At 46.6% G+C, this 19,471-nt stretch carries 20 protein-coding genes, 2 tRNA genes and 1 pseudogene; 8 read left to right on the top strand and 15 right to left on the bottom strand.

The window, feature by feature from the left end; all coding sequences use genetic code 11:
- Nucleotide 1 precedes the first annotated feature (1 nt).
- The 5 genes from MUB23_RS11550 to MUB23_RS11530 all read left to right on the top strand — a co-directional run bounded on the left by MUB23_RS11550 (nt 2) and on the right by MUB23_RS11530 (nt 9,161).
- Nucleotides 2-4,366 (top strand): hypothetical protein, encoded by a 4,365-nt coding sequence (locus tag MUB23_RS11550; RefSeq protein ID WP_244800663.1) that lies wholly within the window; start codon nt 2-4, stop codon nt 4,364-4,366.
- 14 nt (nt 4,367-4,380) lie between these two features.
- The gene (locus MUB23_RS11545) at nt 4,381-7,185 is read left to right on the top strand and encodes a DUF859 family phage minor structural protein (protein WP_244800661.1); all 2,805 of its coding nucleotides are present in this window, start codon (nt 4,381-4,383) and stop codon (nt 7,183-7,185) included.
- 69 nt (nt 7,186-7,254) lie between these two features.
- A complete protein-coding gene (locus tag MUB23_RS11540) occupies nt 7,255-8,343 on the top strand; it encodes a peptidoglycan-binding protein (protein WP_244800659.1) in 1,089 nt (362 codons plus the stop codon).
- A 24-nt stretch (nt 8,344-8,367) separates the two neighbouring features.
- Nucleotides 8,368-8,829, top strand: a complete 462-nt coding sequence (locus MUB23_RS11535; RefSeq protein WP_244800657.1) for a hypothetical protein — start codon at nt 8,368-8,370, stop codon at nt 8,827-8,829.
- Between the two features lie 11 nt (nt 8,830-8,840).
- The gene (locus MUB23_RS11530; RefSeq protein ID WP_244800656.1) at nt 8,841-9,161 is read left to right on the top strand and encodes a hypothetical protein; all 321 of its coding nucleotides are present in this window, start codon (nt 8,841-8,843) and stop codon (nt 9,159-9,161) included.
- Between the two features lie 31 nt (nt 9,162-9,192).
- Here MUB23_RS11530 and MUB23_RS20135 read toward each other — a convergent pair whose 3' ends face one another.
- From MUB23_RS20135 to MUB23_RS20125, 6 genes are all read right to left on the bottom strand, one after another.
- On the bottom strand, nt 9,193-9,342 hold the full coding sequence (locus MUB23_RS20135; protein ID WP_244800653.1) for an RCC1-like domain-containing protein: 150 nt from the start codon (nt 9,340-9,342) through the stop codon (nt 9,193-9,195).
- Between the two features lie 14 nt (nt 9,343-9,356).
- Nucleotides 9,357-9,446: an RCC1-like domain-containing protein gene (locus MUB23_RS20130; RefSeq protein WP_244800651.1), complete on the bottom strand. Its 90-nt coding sequence runs from the start codon at nt 9,444-9,446 to the stop codon at nt 9,357-9,359.
- 99 nt (nt 9,447-9,545) lie between these two features.
- Nucleotides 9,546-9,821: a hypothetical protein gene (locus MUB23_RS11515; protein ID WP_244800649.1), complete on the bottom strand. Its 276-nt coding sequence runs from the start codon at nt 9,819-9,821 to the stop codon at nt 9,546-9,548.
- A 140-nt stretch (nt 9,822-9,961) separates the two neighbouring features.
- A complete protein-coding gene (locus tag MUB23_RS11510; RefSeq protein WP_244800647.1) occupies nt 9,962-10,204 on the bottom strand; it encodes a hypothetical protein in 243 nt (80 codons plus the stop codon).
- Entirely contained in the window at nt 10,205-11,089 is an 885-nt protein-coding gene (locus MUB23_RS11505; protein WP_244800646.1) for a recombinase zinc beta ribbon domain-containing protein, read from the bottom strand.
- A gap of 3 nt (nt 11,090-11,092) precedes the next feature.
- A complete protein-coding gene (locus MUB23_RS20125; protein WP_442874113.1) occupies nt 11,093-11,203 on the bottom strand; it encodes a hypothetical protein in 111 nt (36 codons plus the stop codon).
- Between the two features lie 51 nt (nt 11,204-11,254).
- Between MUB23_RS20125 and MUB23_RS20120 the strand changes: the two are divergent.
- From MUB23_RS20120 to MUB23_RS19695, 3 genes and pseudogenes are all read left to right on the top strand, one after another.
- Nucleotides 11,255-11,657 (top strand): annotated as a pseudogene (locus MUB23_RS20120) (IS30 family transposase); the annotation flags it as partial.
- Nucleotides 11,658-11,840: 183 nt separating this feature from the next.
- Nucleotides 11,841-12,170 carry a hypothetical protein gene (locus tag MUB23_RS11500; RefSeq protein ID WP_244800644.1) on the top strand — a complete coding sequence of 110 codons (330 nt, stop codon included), beginning with the start codon at nt 11,841-11,843 and terminating at the stop codon, nt 12,168-12,170.
- Complete coding sequence (locus tag MUB23_RS19695; RefSeq protein WP_280515731.1) at nt 12,163-14,295, top strand: phage baseplate protein; 2,133 nt, start codon at nt 12,163-12,165, stop codon at nt 14,293-14,295. The genes MUB23_RS11500 and MUB23_RS19695 overlap by 8 nt, the downstream gene beginning before the upstream one ends.
- A 448-nt stretch (nt 14,296-14,743) precedes the next feature.
- Here MUB23_RS19695 and MUB23_RS11490 read toward each other — a convergent pair.
- From MUB23_RS11490 to MUB23_RS11450, 9 genes are all read right to left on the bottom strand, one after another.
- Nucleotides 14,744-14,817: transfer RNA gene (locus MUB23_RS11490), tRNA-Arg, on the bottom strand.
- 33 nt (nt 14,818-14,850) lie between these two features.
- A tRNA-Pro gene (locus MUB23_RS11485) sits at nt 14,851-14,924 on the bottom strand.
- Between the two features lie 76 nt (nt 14,925-15,000).
- Nucleotides 15,001-15,357, bottom strand: coding sequence for a 50S ribosomal protein L20 (gene rplT, locus MUB23_RS11480; protein WP_244800642.1), 357 nt, complete (start codon nt 15,355-15,357; stop codon nt 15,001-15,003).
- A 22-nt stretch (nt 15,358-15,379) separates the two neighbouring features.
- Complete coding sequence (gene rpmI / locus MUB23_RS11475; protein WP_244800640.1) at nt 15,380-15,574, bottom strand: 50S ribosomal protein L35; 195 nt, start codon at nt 15,572-15,574, stop codon at nt 15,380-15,382.
- Nucleotides 15,575-15,602: 28 nt separating this feature from the next.
- Nucleotides 15,603-16,097 (bottom strand): translation initiation factor IF-3, encoded by a 495-nt coding sequence (gene infC, locus MUB23_RS11470; RefSeq protein WP_244800639.1) that lies wholly within the window; start codon nt 16,095-16,097, stop codon nt 15,603-15,605.
- Between the two features lie 445 nt (nt 16,098-16,542).
- Nucleotides 16,543-16,857 carry a DUF1540 domain-containing protein gene (locus MUB23_RS11465; protein WP_244800638.1) on the bottom strand — a complete coding sequence of 105 codons (315 nt, stop codon included), beginning with the start codon at nt 16,855-16,857 and terminating at the stop codon, nt 16,543-16,545.
- A 131-nt stretch (nt 16,858-16,988) separates the two neighbouring features.
- Nucleotides 16,989-18,353, bottom strand: a complete 1,365-nt coding sequence (locus tag MUB23_RS11460; RefSeq protein ID WP_244800637.1) for a PFL family protein — start codon at nt 18,351-18,353, stop codon at nt 16,989-16,991.
- Nucleotides 18,354-18,366: 13 nt separating this feature from the next.
- Nucleotides 18,367-18,639: an ACT domain-containing protein gene (locus tag MUB23_RS11455; RefSeq protein ID WP_244800636.1), complete on the bottom strand. Its 273-nt coding sequence runs from the start codon at nt 18,637-18,639 to the stop codon at nt 18,367-18,369.
- 9 nt (nt 18,640-18,648) lie between these two features.
- Nucleotides 18,649-19,446 carry an MBL fold metallo-hydrolase gene (locus tag MUB23_RS11450; protein WP_244800635.1) on the bottom strand — a complete coding sequence of 266 codons (798 nt, stop codon included), beginning with the start codon at nt 19,444-19,446 and terminating at the stop codon, nt 18,649-18,651.
- Between the last annotated feature and the right edge of the window lie 25 nt (nt 19,447-19,471).

Below are 19,471 nucleotides of genomic sequence, written 5' to 3'. Positions count from 1 at the left end.
TATGAGTCTTTTTTACCATGACGCTCAGGGAAAGATTGCCGTGCCGGACGTATATCTTCAAAAAAGGAATCTAGAAACCATCGGCCGGCTTTTTGTCACCGATCTTACCGTAACAGAACACTTGAACGATCTCAATACGATTTCGTTTCAAGTTCCCCGCTTTCTTCAGGGAAAAGAGAACCCATGCTATGAAGCTTTGGAGACACTTCAATTAATCGATCTTCCTCCTCACGGCCACTTTTCCATATCTGTAGAAATTTCCTCGGACGGTTCTGAAGAAAAGAGGGTATCCGGAACTTCCTGGGAGACGGAATTAGACTCCCGCTATCTGGACAGTTTCCAGGCCAATACCTTTGAAGAAGGCGATGAAACAGATGGGGACGGAAATTATATCCGTTCCCATCTGTTTGACGAATCCGACAAGGAACACAGTATTTTGCACCGGGCCTTAAGCGGAACCGGATGGCAGATTAAGATGGGGGGCGCCTCGGAAGAATACGCCAAGTTGTGCGGCCGTTATCCCACCTACGATTTGAACCGTCAGAGTGTCCGCAGCTTTCTCTGTGACCTTCAGGAAGAATACGATCTTCTCTTTTCCTATGGAAAAGAGGAGCGAATCATCACCTGTTATCTTCTCTCCGACTACGGTAGGGATACTGGAATTTATGCTTCCTTCGAGAACCTGAATCAGCAAATCCAGATCGAAGCGGACGAGGATTCCATTGTCACCGCCTTAAAAATATCCGGGGGAGATGGAATTTATACGGAGGACGTAATTCCATCCCCGTCCGGTCAGTTGATCTGCCTGGATTATTTTCTGAATACCAGGTATATGAATCAGGATACCATTGACGCTTGGAATTCCTACTCCGCTTTTTATGAAGCCGCTTCGAAAACATACGGGGAAAAGCTGCTGCTCTGGGAAGACAAAAACACACTTTTAAATGAGTGTCTTCACTCCGTGCCTCAAAGCCAGACCAAAGAAGAGGACGGCACTTTAACCGAGCTCAACCAAATGTCCCGCAATGAATTAACCAGTACATTTTCCTGGAAATCTTATGACGGGTCGGTTCCGGCAGAAAAACGCTTTAATTACGGTCAGGCATATCTTCAGGCAATCTATGACGCTTATGACGAAGCAAAGTCCGCCCGGATCCAAGCAGAACAGACAGCGGATCCCCTTTATGAACAGATGCTCGTCATTCTGGACACCTCCCGCGCTGCACTGGAGCAGCGTAAAACACAAATTGATGCTCTAACCGCAGAAATTTCAGCTCTAAACCAGGAAAAAACCGAACTCCGCCAGAGCTGTGATGTGAAAACGCGCCTGAGAGAGTATTTCTCCTCCCTGGGACTGGCTGGCGATGAGCTGGACAACAAGGTCTTCTCATCCTTCCGGGAACTTCAGTCTTTTATTCGGGAAGACGAGTATTCCAACGATAATTATTTCGCCACGGATCTGGATTCCTATGCGGATCGAATGGAGATCACGAGGGAATTGATCGCACAGGCAGAAAAAGAGTTAAAAAAGAATTGCCGTCCCCATGTTACATGGGATTGTAAAATTTCCAATCCCGCCCTCCGGAAAGAATTTGACTTTGCCAGGGAAACATTGGATATCGGCAATTTTATGACTTTGGAAGTGCACGAGGGCTATGCCGAAAAGATCCGGATCATCGGCGCTGAGATTCCTTATGACAAACCAGAAGAACTGCATCTCACGTTCTCTGACCGGGTGGAAAGTGACAGTGATATGGATGACATCGGCCGGCAGATTGGCAGCGCCACCAGCGCCGCGGCAAGCCTTCAGTCTATCGCCGCCCAAAAAGACAACTACGATTCCGCCTACCAGTTTGTCCAGGAAATGATCCAGCATGGTCTGAATGCCGCCCTCTCCGGCATTTATAATGACGACAACCAAGAAATCACCATCGACCGCTACGGTCTTTGGGGCAGAGCGCGCAAAACCGCCGGTGATTTCGAGCCAGAGCAAATTTTGATCCAGAAAAACAAGATTCTTTTCACAGACGATTACTGGAAGACAATCCGAAGCGTCCTGGGAAAAATCGAAGTAAAGCACACCGACGGAAGTGTCACCTATCAATACGGTCTGATCGCCGATACGGTTTTGGTAGACGACCTGTACGCGCTAGGCGCTTCCATTGGTCAATGGATCATTGACGCGGATGCACTGAGAAGTCCCCACTTTCGAAAAAGTGAGGACAACACCAAGATTCTGGAGGGCACTTACCTGGGGGCCGACGGTTCCATCCTGACACCGAATCTTCAGCTGATTCCCGGTTCAGGCCTGACCATTGACGTGGACTCCTTTCATTTAAACGCTGGCGGAAGCAGCGGTGGGATCACCCTAGAACAGTATCTGGAAAACATCAAGGATGAGGCTGTCGAGGAGGCCAAGAAGGATACAGAAAATATCTGTTCGCATACATCCGAGAACGGAAAAATCATTTGTTCGCATGCTCAGGCTGGAGGCTGCATCAGGCTGGAATTCGTGTCCGGATCCAGCACGCAGGAATATCCCCCTGCTCCGGAATCGCCCTGCGCCATCCGAAGCATCGGGGATTCCGGATTTCTTGATTTCATCTGCAGTGCGTCAGAGAACATGGAGTCAGAAACTGGCCTGGTTCAAAAAATCCATCTCCCCCTCTCCTCCCCGCTTCGCTCTGTCGGCGATACCTGCGATGAGATTTTGGAGCAAGACGGAGAACTTGGAATTCTGCAGCAAATCGATTCCATCGTACTGACCGGAGAGGAGAATTTCACCTACCAAAACGGTCGATTCTGCCTTCCGCTACAGACTTCCGCCTCCTTGACCGGCGGCTGCCTGTCAAATTATTACACCGGGGTGTCGGAAGAAACCGCCAGTGATGCCTCGGTCTATCTCTCCGATGTACTGTCGCCGGAGGCGGAATGCTGTCTGGTTTTCCAAGATTCCCGTTTTTCCTCGACGGAAGATTTTCAGGCGTGGTTGGCTCAATGCCAGGCGGATGGGAATCCTCTAACTGTGAACTATACATTAAAGGCTCCCGTGTTTCATATTTTCTCCCAGGAAAGCCGAAATACCTTGTATCATATAGAATCGTTCCAAGCTCCGATTTTCTTATATTTTACAGAAACAGATCCTGTTAGATTCCAGGTATCATTCAAGACAAAAAACTACTATGAAAACTACAAGCTCAGGGAATCGCTGTCCCAGGTTGAGAACACGTTGACAACCAGTTTCCGAGAAGGAATCCTGAACGAAAACGAGTCCAAAATTTTATACCAGCAGTTAAACTATCTTAGTTCAGAGAAGGCTCGAATTGACCAAGAATATACCTATTTGACCGAAAAAAGCAGTATTTCGAAAGAAGCTCAGCAGGAACTTCGTAATGTCAAAAGTGAATACGACACTGCCTACGAAAGCCTGACCACTGCCATTCGCCTGGCCGCCCAGGACAGTTTGATCAAACCTGAAGAAAAAAGAGAAGTCGATCTAAAATTCTCTGTCTATCAAGAAGCGCTGAAAAATTTCACGGCGGCATATCAGTCTTATCTGACAAATGACATCACAGAGCTGTTAAAAAATAATGCGATTGCTGTAAACAGATACTCCGATCTTCTGAATACATTGACATTGAAAAAGAATGATGTCATCGGAAATCATTTAAATCTAGCTGAAATTCCAGTTGAGTATCAAAATGAACTTTATGAAGGCAAGCCCTTCGGCCAAACATATGAAGCGCTCTACCGGCAGTTGATCACTCCCGACTCAGAAGAAGGTAATCCAGGGTATTTTGATTCTCTTACAAGTCAAATATCCGGACTTTTAACCCTCTATCAACAGAATCCTTATGATCATGAACTGGATGCGAAATTAGAAACCATTCAGGAGCTTTATAAGAAATTTCTAGAGGCACTCACCGCATACACCAAAATACGATGGGCTTTTTCTGAGTACATTCAAAATAAAACGAATCAAACGCTGTCCAGTGATATCGCCACGATCAAGCGCACGATGGAATTCGACGACAAACACATCAGTTTTCTTCTTCCGTCACAGCTCGGCGCAACAGACTCGGTAGTTTTAACGATTTCCGCAAATGCTATCATTTTCTCTAAGGAGCCAATCTGGAAAAATGGAACCACTGGCTTCACTGAGGAGCAGCTTCAGGATATGGTATCAGACAATGTAATCTCTTCCTATTTTACCTCTAAGCATCTCGCAGTTTCAGAATCCGATTTCCAAAAATCCCTGATCTCAGATACTCTTCAAATTGGCAGTTATACCTGGGAGAAACGATTGTCCGCTGATGAATCCGGCGGCTCCGTAGAACATCTTACTCTATCATTTAAAAGCTCTTAAAAGGAAGTGAAATAATGGGAAGTTACAACTATTATAATCCCTCAAGCTCAAACTCAGCTTACATAGGGAAATTCGCCATCATAGAATCCAACGACATTAATGCCAATTCTTCAACAATAAACTGGACTTTCAGCCTGTATCGAAATGACAGCTACCATAGCAACTATTCCCGTGAAGAAGGAAACAGGGTGGTAGTATCCATAGATGGCAGAGAGGTCTTTAATGAAACGAGGGTTGGAACGGTTAAGCCGCCAAATGGAGAAGACAATGCTTATGTACTGGCCTCCGGGTCAACAGTTGTGGGGCATAACTCAGACGGAACAAAGTCCTTTTCTTTCTCTGCCAGATATACCAACTCATACTCCAGCAGCATCAGTCCCCTGGAAGTCAGCGGAAATCATATCTGCAATGCGATTCCCCGTGGATCCACTTTCAACATCGGTTCCAGCTCCCTGTATATTGGGCAAACCCAGTCGTATTCTATTTCCAGATATTCGTCATCCTATCAACACAGAATTTCCATGACAGTCAAAAATGCTAAAAATGAGGATGTCACAGTGTTTCTGCAGGACGGCGTGGATACTACGCTGGCGGCAACTGTCCCTTGGAAAATTGTTGAGTATATGTACCTAAAAAATCTATCTTCCGTAACCGTAACCACTCACATGCTAACGTATTACGGAACTGTCAACAATGTCATCGGCGGAATGTCCAAAACCTTTACAGCAAAGATCCCTGCTGCTTCCATGTCTCTCAGTTCTTCCAGCATAAATATGGGCAGTACCACGAATATCAATATTTCAAGAAACAGCCGTTTTCTAAATTATCGGATCAACTTTTCCTTTGGATCTTTTTCCTCTCAAATTGCATCATTGGGAGTAGACGGAAATTCTTCCTACACCTTTCAGCCAAATATCGACACCTACTCTCCGCAGATTCCTTCTTCCAAAAGTGGTACCGGTACTGTTACGGTATTGACTTACAGCGGCAGTACCCTTGTCGGCTCCTCCTCTGCAAATTTGACGCTCTCCCTGCCTTCCAACCTCAATTACACCCCAGAGTTCAGCGGAGATTTATCAACAGGAAATACTTACAGTGGATTTTGTCTGAAAAACAGATCCATGATCTCCGGCTCATTTTCCGGAATTAAGCGAAAATACGGGGCAAATATCAAAACACAAAAGATCACCATCAATGGAACAAATTATGGAAACTCCTTCTCTAATGTTCTGCTTACATCTGCGGGCACCTATACGATTGTTTATTATCTGGAAGATACCCGTGGTTACTCTAAGACACTTTCAAAAACAGTCACAGTCTACAATTATGAGCTGCCCAAAATAACCAATCTTCAAATTAGCCGAGATCAAACGGATCATACAAAAGGTATTATCAGTTTTAATGCAACTTATTTTAAACCTTCCAAAAACAACTTTTCCAATACTGCTACAGTTAAATTATCCTATGGCAGCACGGTTCTCACCCTTGCCACCTACGAAGGTAACGCAGAAACAGCCGGTCTTGCAAATATTGCTTTCACAAATGAAGAAATCAAAAATGGTGCTGCCGCTGCTATCTTTTCCACCGAAAAGGCTTATACCTTCTTCCTGGATATCTACGATAGCGTCAACGGCAGTACAGCAGCGGACACAAAATCTACCAGTATACAATCACTTTTTTATCTGGTTGATTTCAAGGAAGACAAAGGTGTTGCGTTTGGGAAAGGTTCCATTGGAAATGGATTCGAAGTTGACTTTGACGGATATTTCTATAAAAAATTGGATGTTTCAGGTTCTTTGACTGCTCGAAGTGGTCTGGAGCTTTATTCTACAACGCCTTTCATCAATTTTCATCATGGCAACTCGTCCTCGGATTACACGGCACGAATTATTGCGGACGGTTCCAATACGTTAAATTTAACGGCCAGTGGCGGCGTTAAAGAAAATGGAACTCTTTTGTCCAGTAAATATGCGGCAGCCTCCCATTCCCACAGCTATCTTCCCACCAGCGGAGGATCGATAAGCGGAAGTCTCTCCGTCAATGGAGGGCTATCCGTAAGCAGTAATCTTTCCGCATCCGGGACGATATCGGAAGGCGGAAAATCACTGTCGTCCAAATATGCGGCGGCTTCTCACTCTCATAGCTACCTCCCTTTATCCGGCGGCAATCTAAACGGAGATCTCATTCTGCCTTTTAACCGCACGATCTATTGGAATTCTACCGGCAAAGGTGCCCGAATCTTCAGCAATGATAATCAGCGACTATACTTTGGTGCCTCTACTGAACAACAATATTATCTTTATTATGGGGTAAGCCGAGCAGATATGTTATGGGAATTTGGTCCCGATATCGATTGTATGCTTAACTTGGGAACACCTACCTACCGCTGGGGACAAATCTATTCCCAGAGCAGTACTGTCTCTACTTCGGACAGGAATTTGAAAAAAGACGTTTTTCGACTGAACCCGGAAAAGATGACAAAATTTATCATGGCGCTCGAACCAGTTTCTTACAAATTTATTGATGGAGATTCCGGAAGAACACATACAGGGATGGTCGCACAGCAGTTAGAGGAAGAAGCCCTGCCGGCCGCAGAGATGGACGATATGGACTTTGCGGGATTTATCAAATCTCCCAAAGTTGAAAAATACACGGATGAGAATGGAAAACGGCAAGAACGTATTGTGGAAGGTGAATATATCTATGGCCTACGCTACGAGGAATTTATCGCGCCTATCATTGCAGTGGTCCAAAAGCAGGAAAAAGAAATCGCTATGCTAAAGGAAGAAATTGAAAAGTTAAAAGAAGCTAAAAAATAGATTGCTGCAACATTTTTCCATCTACTAATTACAAATCAACAAATTATATTCTTCAAAGGAGAACTCAAAATGACACTCCAAGAAAAACGTTCTGCCTACCGCCAGGCACTTTTAAGCCGTGAAAAGAAAAACCAATACTCTCAGCAAGAAAACAAACGTTACCTCATCGAATCCGGCTGGGGCGACTGTTCATCGACCCCTTATTATTGGCTGAAAAAATTATTTCACCTTGATATCGGAGATTATACCGAGGCCCAATTAGAATCTCCCGTTGGAAAAACGGTAAAACTGAATATTCAAAACGGAATTCCGGATGAAAAGCAAATGGAAATCGGCGACCATCTCTACTTCAGAGGAAACGATGCCGGCCGCACCCAGGGAGTCGGCCATGTGGAAATTTATATCGGAAACGGAAAATGCTTTGGGCATGGCTCCGGACTCGGCGGCACCGTCAAGGATCTACCGGCCTACTGTGCGAAACGCCAGGCAACGCCTTCCCGTTCCGCCGCATTAAAGAATAAAGGCCTCATCTGCGTCCGCCGTTTTCTGTTTGATACTTCTTCTGATGAAAAAGTTATGGAGGAGGAAAACTCCGCTGAAAATGAAATCACTTCCCTTTACCGTAAACTTCTTCAAAGAGAACCGGATCCCCAAGGGTTTACCGATTGGGTAAAAAGGAGAAAGGAAGGAATGTCACTGGATGAAATCCGAAAAGGTTTCCTTTTATCGGAAGAATATCAGAAAAAGAATGCCCCAGTCTCCACCCTTTCTCCCGTTCAGCAATTCCAATTCTGGCTGAACTCTCGTCTCCCCATTGGGCTTGCCATTGACGGAAGCCTGGGCCCCCTGACAAAAAAAGCGGCTGTCATGGCCATGCAGGAATATTTAAATTCCACCTATGACGCAAGGCTTTCCGTTGACGGAAGCTTTGGCCCGGCCTCCCGCCGCACTTATCACACTGTGTGCCAGGGTGTGCAAGGTCCGCCTGCGTTCATCATCCAAGGGCTTTTATATGGGCATGGCTTAAACCCTCAGGGCTTTGACGGCCATTGCGGAGCAGGTTGCGAATCCGCAATCCGGCAATTCCAAAAAACGAATCACTTGGAAGTAGACGGCCGCTGCGGACCTGCTACTTTTACCGCGTTAACCAATCATTAACAGAAAGGAAGGGTGACCTATGTTATGGAAACCTCCGTAACCATCTGGAATTTTCTATCTTCCATCAGCACAGCTGATTTTTTTGGTGTGCTTCTTGCGATCGGTACGGTACTTGGCGTCACCGCCGGGCTTACTGTAAAACTTTACAAATTATTTGATAAAACACGCCGTATTCAGGAAGAAAATGCCGAATACAAGCAGCTGGTTCAAACGCATGACGATGCAATCGAAGAAATCCAGCAGACGCTGATGGAAATCAAACAAATCAATGAAATGCAAAATGAAGTCAACTTAAAACAAATCCGTCACTCCATCGTCCGCGCCTCTGAGGAGGCGATTTCTGACGGTTCTATTTCAGCCAACCGTTTACAATCCTTGGAAGAACTTTTTGAAACCTATGAAGAACTTTTCCACGGCAACGGTTATGTCAAAACGCTGATGAAAAAGGTTCGCTCTCTGGAAGTACACGGACTCAGTGAAGAATAGGAGGACCTTATATGTACAATTTAGGAAAAGATCTTTCGGTCCTGGCACTTTCTATGACCGTCAATATCATGCTTGGTACTTATAATCAAATTGGCAGAAAAAATTGCCGTTTCAGCCGTAAACGATTCTTATCCGGGCTGATCAAAGCGGTTATCGTGGGATTTTCCTTTGTAAGTCTCAGTTACTGTTTTGAGGTTACCGACCTCTCCTCTCTCGGCATCACCCCGGATATGATTATGAACGCTTCGATCCTGCTGTATGTCGGCAAAGACATTGCCGCACTGGCGAAAACCCTTGGGGTGGAGGAGTTTTTGGAGAAAAGGGCAAGATAGCCAGATCCACACAATAAGAGAACGAAGGGAATCAGCCGGGTATTCCAATATCAGTCCAATCAGAAACATTGCACTGACCTTCATCATTATTGCCAACAGTGACCACCGTTCCGTCTGATTTCAAACCAACAGTATAAAAGTTTCCGGCAGCAACCGCTACAATGTCTGACCATCTGACCATCCGGAAACCTCACACTAACCAAAGGTATTCCGGCCAACAGCCACAACCGAGCCATCCGATCTTAAACCGACAGTATGGCACAATCCCGCGGCAATCGCATTCATTTCACCTGCAAAGCTGTCCTTCCATAACGCGGCACTTTTTTCTTTCGCATCTTTAAAATCTCCAGTTTTTCCAAAGGAAATCGCTGCGCCTGCATAGTCTTACGCCTCAAGGCATGCCTGGGCCTTTACATAATAGGTAGCCAGTATCATCCTCTCTGCATCTTCGTAGTTTTTTGCATGGGAAAAGGCTTTTGCTACGCCTGCATAGTCTTTCACTTCAAGGCACGCCTGGCCCTTTGCATAATAGGTTGCTAATACCTGAGTCTGTACGTCTTTGTATTCTTTTAAAGCCGTAAAAGCCGCAATGGCGCCTTCGTAATCCCCAGAATTACGAAGCGCAGCAGCATTATATTTCTGATTTGGAATGATCACCATAAACCAAAGCCAACACTTTTAAATCACTTTGGTTAAATAATCTCTTTCAGAAATGGCATGGAATCCTAAATGTTCCATGTCATTTCTATATTTCCGTTTGCTATCTTGATAACCTTAACGAAAGCGTCCAATACTTTCTGCTAATCTTCAAAGGCTGTTTCTTCCCATGCTGCCACATGATTAAATATAGCGTTCATGGTGTCTGTTGACTGGCTGACCGTCATAGACAGATTTTCTTCACTTAAAGCCCTGCGTTCAGCGTCCAGCTTTTCAATCTTCTCATTGATATACCACATGAGTACGGCATTTGCGCTGCCTACTTTTGAAAGCAGGTCGTCAATTTCCTTATCAAGCTGTGCAAGACGGATTTTGTTCTCATTCAATTATGGATTCGTGTGGTTATCGTTTTCTTTCAGTCCTTCAAATTCTTCCAGTCTGGCTTTGATCTGATCTAACACGTAGCTTTCCAGATGGTCGGCGTAAAGTGTACTTTCTGTACCCTTACACCCCAAACCTCTGGTAGTATATTTAAAGCTGCAATTCATATAGCGAATCTGTTTACCAGTTTTCTTGCTGATTCTGGATGGGCTGATCTGTAAACTTTTACCACAGTTACCGCATTTGACTTTTCCAACGAGCCAAGAGCTTTTTGTTTTGTTTGTTGTTGCCATCTGACGGCGGTTCATACAGCGAAGCCTACACTCGATCCATATATGGGATGGTATGCGTCCTTTATGTAGTGCAAGCACGATTTCCTTATCTTTAAGGTCATTCTTGCTTTTGGACTTTGAAACCGTTCCCTGATACAGATAGCAGCCATTCCCTCCCTCCCATAATTCCACGGGATTGATGATATTTGCTGCCTGACTGTCAAAGAATTCATACAGGCTTAAATCGGCAATCGCATAAGACGGATTGGAAAGGATGGAGCTTATCAGCGGCACTGTCCAATACCCACCACGTAAATGGGGGATATCGTTATCAATCAGGTAATTCAAAATATCCCTGAACGAATACAGGCTGCCATCTTCCTTAATACCGTCAGTATAGAGATTGTAGATCAATTCAATCTGTTCCAGTTCCTTTTCAATAGGAGCATAATAGGAAGTTGAGATACCCTCTATCATGATCGGCTCTAACCGGAATCCATATGGAACACGACCACCCTTTAAGAATCCCTTTTTGTTTCTGGAATAGTAAGCGTCAGTGACACGCTTCTGGATAGTTTCATGTTCCAATTGTGCAAATACGATACAGATATTCAGCATGGCTCATCCGATTGGTGTTGAGGTATCGAACTTTTCTGTTGATGAAACAAACTCAACGTTATATTCCTGAAAGACTTCCATCATATTAGCGAAGTCCAGAATAGAACGGCTGATACGGTCTAGCTGTATACGATAACACGTTTGATTCGTCCTGCACGGATATTTTATCAGAAGGACATTGTGGTCTCACCGCTTATCGAACAGGGGCAATCGCCTTATCAGATCCTGGCCAATCATCTGGAACTGGACCTGTCTGTCCGTTCGTACTGTATACACTTATCTGGATATGGGATTATTTACGGCCAGAAATATTGATCTTAAGCGGAAAGTGAAATTCAGACCAAGGAAGTTCCACAAGACCCAGATTAATGACCGGACTGTTTTTATGAATCGTACCTATACCGATTTCTCAGAACTTCACCTTTCCCGCTTTACAGAGTTGGATACCGTACATTCCTCCAGGGAATCCAACAAGGTGCTCCTTACCTTCTTCTTTACAGAGGAAAAGCTGTTTCTCGCCTTTCTGATGAACTGTTGCACAATAGGGGCTGTACGCCTTGTATTCGACCACTCACTTTTTGCTGTATCTATTTTTCATTTCTTTCTATGTAGATCTTTGCTGTATCTAACATTTAAAGTATTTACTTTTTATTGCCGCTAACAGTTTCTTTCGATCTAGCATTTTAGCCACACTCAGAAAACTCTTGTAGACCAGATAATTCTGGATCAACCTATTATGAAAGGAGACGTAATGTTTCAGATTGATAAAAAAAACAATATTCGTATCATACAGGGGGACACTGCCATTCTGGATCTCCATTTTGACAACTATACCCTCCAAAAAGGTGATTGTGTATATCTGACGATCAAAAAGCACCTCACTGACTCCGAATTTGCGATTCAAAAGGTCATCACCGCTTTTGAAAACGGAGGCTGTAAAATACAGCTTACCTCCTCCGACACGAATCTGCCCTGTGGAGAATACGTTTACGATGTGCAATGCAACCTTATGGACGGACGAATTGATACGGTAATCGGACCATGCTATTTTCACATTCTGGGAGGTGTAACCAATGATTAAGGTATCTATAAAAGAAGCAGAAAATTTATCTAGCCATATTGCAGTTGGACGCGGAGAAAAGGGAGAAACCGGCGATGTTACACCGGAAGCATTAGCGGCTCTCAATCGAGCAGAAGCTGCTGCCTCAGCAGCCGAAGAATACGCCGGGGAAGTACGCCTGGCAAAAGAGGCTGCAAATACCGCAGAAAAAGCTGCCAGCCATGCAAACGCTGTCGCCGGCGAAGTACAGAAAAAATTGTCCGCAGGTGAATTTATCGGTGCTACGGGCCCTCAGGGCCCAAAAGGTGAAAAAGGGAACGCTGCATCCATCACAGTCGGTCAGGTAAAAACAGGCACTGCTGGTTCTTCCGCTAATGTGACAAACAGTGGCAACTCATCGAGCGCTGTGCTTGATTTTACCATTCCCCAGGGAATCAAGGGAGAAAAAGGTGATACTGCTACTGTTACAATTGGTATGGTCTCTACCGGTTCTCCAGGCTCCAGTGCAAAAGTGACAAATAGAGGAAACCAGAATGACGCCATTTTTGATTTTACTGTTCCCCAAGGGCCAAAGGGTGATATTGGGCCAGCCGGGCCTCAAGGTTTGAAGGGAGACACCGGCGAAAAAGGTGCCACAGGGGCGACTGGTCCTCAAGGTCCAAAAGGGGATACTGGAGTGAAAGGGGATACCGGCGCAACCGGGTCTCAGGGCCCGAAAGGGGATACCGGCACACGAGGCACTCAATGGTTTACGGGTACCGGAATTACTGGTACTTCTACATCTGATATGATTTTCCCCTCATCCGGTGTAACCTCTGCCCTGGTTGGAGACTGCTATCTCAATACCGGGACTGGCGGATCATATAAATGTACGGTTGCCGGCCCCGCTGCTTCTGCGAAATGGCAGTATGTGTCAAACCTGACTGGACCGAAAGGAGCACAAGGTTCCACGGGTGCCGCTGGCCCTATCGGGCCCACCGGACCACAGGGGCCGAAAGGGGATAAGGGCGATACCGGTGAAAAAGGTACCACTGGTGCAACTGGCCCCCAGGGGCCAAAAGGGGACACTGGAGCAAAAGGTGCCACCGGCGCAACCGGTCCTGTTGGTCCCACTGGACCGCAAGGGCCAAAAGGGGATAAGGGCGATACACCTGCTCTGGCTAATAATCTTACAACGACCACAACAGGAAAAGCGTTGGACGCCACACAAGGTAATCTACTGTCAAACCAAATTGGCGATCTCTCCTCCTTGAAAACGCAGAGCAAAACCTCCGTGACAAGTTCAATCAATGAGGTATGTGACAGCCTAACGAATAAGCAGAATCTTATTTCTGGTGCTGCCAGTACGATAGCAACCTCCAACTTAACCACTCAGCGTGTCCTTGTCAGCAACAGTTCCGGCAAAGTCAGTGCCTCAACTACGACCGCCACAGAATTGGGTTATCTCAAGGGTGTTACTGCTAATATACAGGATCAGATTAGTCAGCTAAATAGTGATTTACTGCTGAGAGTCTATCCAGTAGGTTCGGTTTATATGAGTACTAGTTCCACCAACCCAGGGACGCTCTTCGGTGGCACCTGGGAAGCTTGGGGAAGTGGGCGAGTTCCGGTCGGAGTTAATTCTTCAGATTCTGATTTCTCCACTGTAGAAAAAATTGGAGGTTCAAAAACAATAAACCTTAGCCATAGTCATACGGTAAGCAGTCACACCCACACAATTTCCCATACCCATACCGTGAATGGTCATACCCATACTGTAAATAGCCATAACCATTCAACAGGAAATCATATACTAACTATATCCGAAGTACCATCTCATAATCATACATATGGGTTTGAAGCATATAAGTCGGATACGGTAGAAGGCGCAAATCCTGGAAGACACTTAGCTGGATGCTACGCAACGAATGTAACAGGATTTTCAGGCTTCAATGGAGCCACATCATACTATGGTGGCAATGGGGCTCACAATCATGGAAATACAGGGGCTGCTTCACCTGGAACGAATTCAGTAACGTTAACTACTAACACAGCTTCTAACGCAAATAGTGGGGCGGAATCTCCTGAAACAAGCTCAAAGTTATCTTCCGCTCAAGGCATTCTTCCTCCATATATCACCTGTTATATGTGGCTCAGGACTGCTTAAGAATAAAGGTTTAGGCAGTCCTTTTTTACATGTAAACGATTAAATACGGAGGTATATTATCATGAGCACCTCCGCCTCCAATATTTGAATTGAAACCCTTCGCTGTAATCGTATGTGTATGACTTGTACTTTCGTAACTCGTGGTAACAGAAGATCCGGTGAATGTATGAGTATGTGCTGGCATTTGTGATGCGGTAATGGTTACGGTCGAAGTTCCGCCAATTGATTCACTACTACATGAATCACTTGTGGCCAACAAATCTATTTTAATTTGCATCCATTTGCCTCCAAAAAAGTACCAGGATTAACATTGTTGGTGTTTACATAAAACGCTCTGCCGGATAAGCCCGAAGCAATATTACTATTTTGTTAACTATTCTCCCCTACACACCCCTTCACTCCCCCAAGCACAAAAAAAGCCTCCGGACCAAACATCCAGAAGCTTCACCGTGCCTGGAGGGATTCGAACCCCCGACCCACGGCTTAGAAGGCCGTTGCTCTATCCAACTGAGCTACAGACACAAACCTTTTCTCTGCAAAAGAGCAAAGAAAAAATCGGGGCGACAGGATTCGAACCTGCGACCTCCCGGTCCCTAACCGGACGCTCTACCAAACTGAGCCACGCTCCGAAACACAGGGCATTTCTCATGCCCTTGTGTACTTTATCATAATCTGACGTATTTGTCAAGATTGGTTTAGGAAAAATTACGCAATTTTTTCTTTCGCCATTGCCGCCAGCTTAGCAAAGCCCTCGGCATCGTTGACAGCCATGTCCGCCAGGATCTTGCGGTTCATCTCCACGCCGGCCTGCTTCAGACCGTACATGAAGCGGCTGTAGGAAAGGCCGTTCATTCTGGCTGCTGCGTTGATGCGGGCGATCCACAGGCTGCGGAACTGTCTCTTTCTCTGCTTACGGCCTGCATAGGAGCTCGTCAGGGCTCTCATCACGGACTGCTTTGCAACTCTATACTGTTTGGAGCGGGCTCCACGGTATCCCTTAGCCAGCTTTAATACACGATTATGTCTCTTTTTGGCGCCTAAGCCACCTTTTACTCTTGCCATTTCGGTAATCTCCTTTCAACTATTAGTAGGGCAGAATCTTCTTCATAACCTTTGCGTTGGTCGCATCGGTCATGGCTGCTTTCCGAAGATTTCTCTTTCTCTTCTGGGACTTCTTCGTCAGAATGTGGCTCTTATAGGCTTTCATTCTCTTCAGCTGACCGGTACCGGTCTTTTTGAAACGCTTTGCAGCGGCTCTTTTCGTCTTTAATTTCAGCATCTCTATGTCCTCCTTCAGATTGTATTGTCTAGCGTTTTTCGCTTAAGAACATAACCAGGCTTCTGCCCTCGACCTTAGGCGTTTTGTCGACAGTTGCGATATCCGCCACTTTTTCCGCAAAATCATCCAGGATGTGCCGGCTTTGGCCCATATGGCTCATCTCACGGCCGCGGAAACGCAAAGTAACCTTTACCTTGTCGCCCTTTTCCAGGAACTTTCTGGCCGCCTTTACCTTGGTGTTCAAATCGTTCTCATCAATATTGGGAGTCAGACGAACTTCCTTGGTTTCGATGATCTTTTGCTTCTTTTTGGCTTCTTTCTCCTTGCGGGACAGCTCATACCGGTATTTCCCATAATCGATAATCTTGCAAACCGGTGGATTAGCAGTCGGAGCAATCATGACCAAATCCAACTCCTCTTCTCTGGCCATTCTGAGAGCCTCTCTGGAATTCATCACACCAACCTGTTGTCCCTGACTTCCGATCAGACGAATTTCTCTGTCACCGATTTTCCCGTTAATCAATAGATCGCTAATTGCCGTATACCTCCTAAAATAATGTTCCTGCGATTGCCTGACAGCTGTGGCCTATCAATTTGCGGCCCAAGCATAGCCGCGTCATTGCCACAAAAAAAGGTGAATAGTCAGACTATCCACCAAATCCTACACTTATCATGTAAGTTCCCAAAAACCCAAGTCACGAAAAGTGCTAAGGTGAGAGTGGATACTCTGCTTTTCATAAATTGACAACATTAAGATAATAACATTCTTCCTGATATTTGTCAAGGAATTTTTACAGACTTTCAGAACTTTCATTTTTCCATACTTTTCTCGTCCGCACAAACACCCCTGGTTTTGATTGAAACACACGTTTCCTCACTCAAAACATCATGTCCCGATTCAATCCATTTTTATGTAGCCGCCTCCCCAGGGAAGGCGGCTTTTTTTCTGTCGTTTGTGAATCGGTGATTTAGCGCGCACGGAAGCTGGCGCACATGGTCTGATCCGCGATTTTTGCATTCGAGCCGGAAATGCCAATATGCTCTGCATTACATTTCCGATTCTCATTGTACACACAGTTGATGGCTTCACATCCAACTGCAAGCTGCATACATGCTTCTTTTGCGGAGTTCTCGCAGCAGCCTTCCCGTCTTTCATCGAAGTTACCGCAGCAAGTCTCATTTTCCGAATGGGCATGAGTTCCCTCTACCAGGATCTCTCTCCGGCAGCAGCAGTTATCTGCATAGTGTACACAAGTATTCACACTGCAATCTAAAATGGGCATGAATGATTACCTCCTTTTCTTTAATCTCATATCTAGTCTTCACCAAAGAAAAGGATTTTATACCCTAGCAGCATCCCTCACATTCTCCGCTCATAAAAGCATGCCAGCAAAACCACTTCACTTGCTGTTTTTTAATTTTTAAAACTGTGAATCGGAGCCGGGATTCTTCCGCCGCGGTTGATGAACTTCTCACAAGAATGCGGATTCACCCGCATGATCGGTGCATAGCCCAATAAGCCGCCGAATTCCACAACCTCTCCGACGCCCTTTCCGATCACAGGAATCACACGCACAGCCGTGGTCTTTTGATTCACCATTCCGATCGCCGCTTCATCGGCAATCAGGCCGGAAATCGTCGATGCCGGGGTATTTCCGGGAATCGCGATCATGTCAAGCCCCACGGAGCAGACACAAGTCATGGCCTCCAATTTTTCCAAGGTCAAAGCGCCGCGGTTCACGGCGTCGATCATCCCCTGGTCTTCGCTGACCGGAATAAATGCGCCGCTCAATCCTCCCACATAGGAGGACGCCATCACGCCGCCCTTTTTTACCTGATCATTGAGCAATGCCAGCGCAGCCGTTGTGCCGGGCGCGCCGACGGATTCCAGTCCCATTTCTTCCAGGATTTCCGCCACGCTGTCGCCGACAGCAGGAGTCGGGGCCAGGGAAAGATCCAGAATGCCAAAAGGTACGCCGAGACGCGCGGATGCCTCCTGGGCCACCAGTTGACCCACGCGTGTCACCTTGAAAGCCGTTTTTTTGACCGTTTCGCAGAGCACTTCGAAATTCTCTCCCCGCACCCGCTCCAAAGCACGCTTCACCACGCCGGGGCCGCTGACGCCGACATTGATGATGGCATCGCCTTCGGTCACGCCGTGGAAAGCGCCTGCCATGAAGGGGTTGTCGTCCGGCGCATTACAGAACACCACCAGCTTGGCACAGCCAAGGGAATCCTGGTCAGCTGTCTCTTTCGCCGTCTGCAGGATCATCTCGCCCATCAGCTGAATCGCATCCATGTCCAGGCCGGTTTTCGTGGATCCGACGTTCACGGAACTGCATACCCGCTCGGTGGAGGCCAGCGCCTTAGGGATCGATAGGATTAGGTTCCGGTCTGCAGCCGTCATTCCTTTTGAGACAAGCGCCGAATATCCTCCGAGGAAATTCACCCCAACCGTCTTTGCCGCCCGGTCCAGGGTCTCGGCGATCGTGACGAAATCCTCCGGCGTATGACAGGCAGCTCCTCCGACCAGAGAAATCGGAGTAACGGAAATTCTCTTATTCACAATCGGAATTCCATACTCTCTCTCAATATCCTGCCCGACCTGCACCAAATTTTTCGCCAGGCGGGTAATTTTTTCGTAAATTTTTTCATTCAGCCGCTTTAAGTCACTGTCACAGCAATCCAGCAGGCTGATTCCCATCGTGATCGTGCGGACGTCCAGCTTTTCCTGCTCGATCATCTGATTGGTCTCATTGACTTCCCATACGTTTATCATGCTGTCCTCCTGCCTAGATGCGGTGCATCTTTTCAAAAATCTCTTCGCTCTGACAGCGAATCCGCACACCGATCCCCTCGCCCAGCTGTTCCAGCTCCTCCGCCAGCTCGCCTACCGCCTTCGGCGAATCATTGGCGTCGACAATCATCATCATATTGAAAAACCCCTGAATAATTGTCTGGGAAATATCCAGGATATTCACTTGATTCCCCGCCAGGTAAGTGCACACCTTGGCGATAATGCCCACCGTATCTTTTCCTACTACCGTAATAATTGTCTTTTTCATCCAAGCCTCCTATATTTGAACCGTATCCGAGCGTCCGGAACGTGGGGCCACCGCCAGGCACACGTCATTTTTCCCGCAGCCGCAGTCTCCCATTACAAGTTCCATCCGCACGGTCTCATACGCCAGTTCCGCATAATTATTTTCTTTGCTGAGATGTCCGAGAAGTACATGTCCCAATCGGGGCTGCCAGATCTCCGCCAACAGCCGGCCGGCCGATTCATTGGACAAGTGTCCCTGCTTTCCCATCACGCGCTGTTTCAGATAATAGGGATAGGGCCCCACCTGCAGCATGCGCACATCATGATTTGCCTCCAGCAGGAGGGCGTCCAAATCCGCCAGCCACTCCACGGTCTCCGGATGATACTCGCCCAGATCCGTCACGACCGCAACAGACTTTTCCTTGCAGTCCACCCGATATGCCACAGGGTCGGCCGCATCGTGGTCTACGGAAAAAGGGTGAATGTCCAGATCGCCGAAAGAAAACGCCTCGCCGGGCCGGATCGAATGAAACAGGTCGCCGGGAAAAGCTCCGAGACTTTTCACCTGCCGCACCCGTTCCAGCGTACCTGCCGTACCGTAAATCGGTATCTCGTATTTCCTGGCCAAAACGCCCAGACCGCTGATGTGATCACTGTGTTCATGGGTGATCAGCACGCCGTCCAGATCCGCCGGAGAAAGCTCCAGGGCAGCCAGTCCTTCTTCCACCCGTTTTCTGCCGATTCCGGTGTCAATTAAAATATGATGCTCGTCGGAGCCTATGTAAATGCAGTTTCCGCTGCTTCCGCTCGCCAAACTAACCAGTCTCATTGTTCTGCCTTTCTTTCCCCGCTGC

Origin of the sequence: Cuneatibacter sp. NSJ-177 (assembly GCF_022867805.1) — a bacterium.
Lineage (GTDB): Bacteria > Bacillota > Clostridia > Lachnospirales > Lachnospiraceae > Pseudolachnospira.
The sequence above is the reverse complement of the archived record's forward strand: the minus strand, read 5'-3'. Positions and strand labels throughout refer to the sequence as shown.

Excerpts from the sequence above, each read along its gene's own strand:
- MUB23_RS11550 (WP_244800663.1), top strand. The coding sequence starts at position 2 with ATGAGTCTTTTTTACCATGACGCTCAGGGAAAGATTGCCGTGCCGGAC.
- MUB23_RS11545 (WP_244800661.1), top strand. The coding sequence starts at position 4,381 with ATGGGAAGTTACAACTATTATAATCCCTCAAGCTCAAACTCAGCTTAC.
- MUB23_RS11540 (WP_244800659.1), top strand. The coding sequence starts at position 7,255 with ATGACACTCCAAGAAAAACGTTCTGCCTACCGCCAGGCACTTTTAAGC.
- MUB23_RS11535 (WP_244800657.1), top strand. The coding sequence starts at position 8,368 with ATGGAAACCTCCGTAACCATCTGGAATTTTCTATCTTCCATCAGCACA.
- MUB23_RS11530 (WP_244800656.1), top strand. The coding sequence starts at position 8,841 with ATGTACAATTTAGGAAAAGATCTTTCGGTCCTGGCACTTTCTATGACC.
- MUB23_RS20135 (WP_244800653.1), bottom strand. The coding sequence starts at position 9,342 with ATGGTCAGATGGTCAGACATTGTAGCGGTTGCTGCCGGAAACTTTTAT.
- MUB23_RS20130 (WP_244800651.1), bottom strand. The coding sequence starts at position 9,446 with ATGAATGCGATTGCCGCGGGATTGTGCCATACTGTCGGTTTAAGATCG.
- MUB23_RS11515 (WP_244800649.1), bottom strand. The coding sequence starts at position 9,821 with ATGGTGATCATTCCAAATCAGAAATATAATGCTGCTGCGCTTCGTAAT.
- MUB23_RS11505 (WP_244800646.1), bottom strand. The coding sequence starts at position 11,089 with ATGCTGAATATCTGTATCGTATTTGCACAATTGGAACATGAAACTATC.
- MUB23_RS11500 (WP_244800644.1), top strand. The coding sequence starts at position 11,841 with ATGTTTCAGATTGATAAAAAAAACAATATTCGTATCATACAGGGGGAC.
- MUB23_RS19695 (WP_280515731.1), top strand. The coding sequence starts at position 12,163 with ATGATTAAGGTATCTATAAAAGAAGCAGAAAATTTATCTAGCCATATT.
- rplT (WP_244800642.1), bottom strand. The coding sequence starts at position 15,357 with ATGGCAAGAGTAAAAGGTGGCTTAGGCGCCAAAAAGAGACATAATCGT.
- rpmI (WP_244800640.1), bottom strand. The coding sequence starts at position 15,574 with ATGCTGAAATTAAAGACGAAAAGAGCCGCTGCAAAGCGTTTCAAAAAG.
- MUB23_RS11465 (WP_244800638.1), bottom strand. The coding sequence starts at position 16,857 with ATGCCCATTTTAGATTGCAGTGTGAATACTTGTGTACACTATGCAGAT.
- MUB23_RS11460 (WP_244800637.1), bottom strand. The coding sequence starts at position 18,353 with ATGATAAACGTATGGGAAGTCAATGAGACCAATCAGATGATCGAGCAG.
- MUB23_RS11455 (WP_244800636.1), bottom strand. The coding sequence starts at position 18,639 with ATGAAAAAGACAATTATTACGGTAGTAGGAAAAGATACGGTGGGCATT.
- MUB23_RS11450 (WP_244800635.1), bottom strand. The coding sequence starts at position 19,446 with ATGAGACTGGTTAGTTTGGCGAGCGGAAGCAGCGGAAACTGCATTTAC.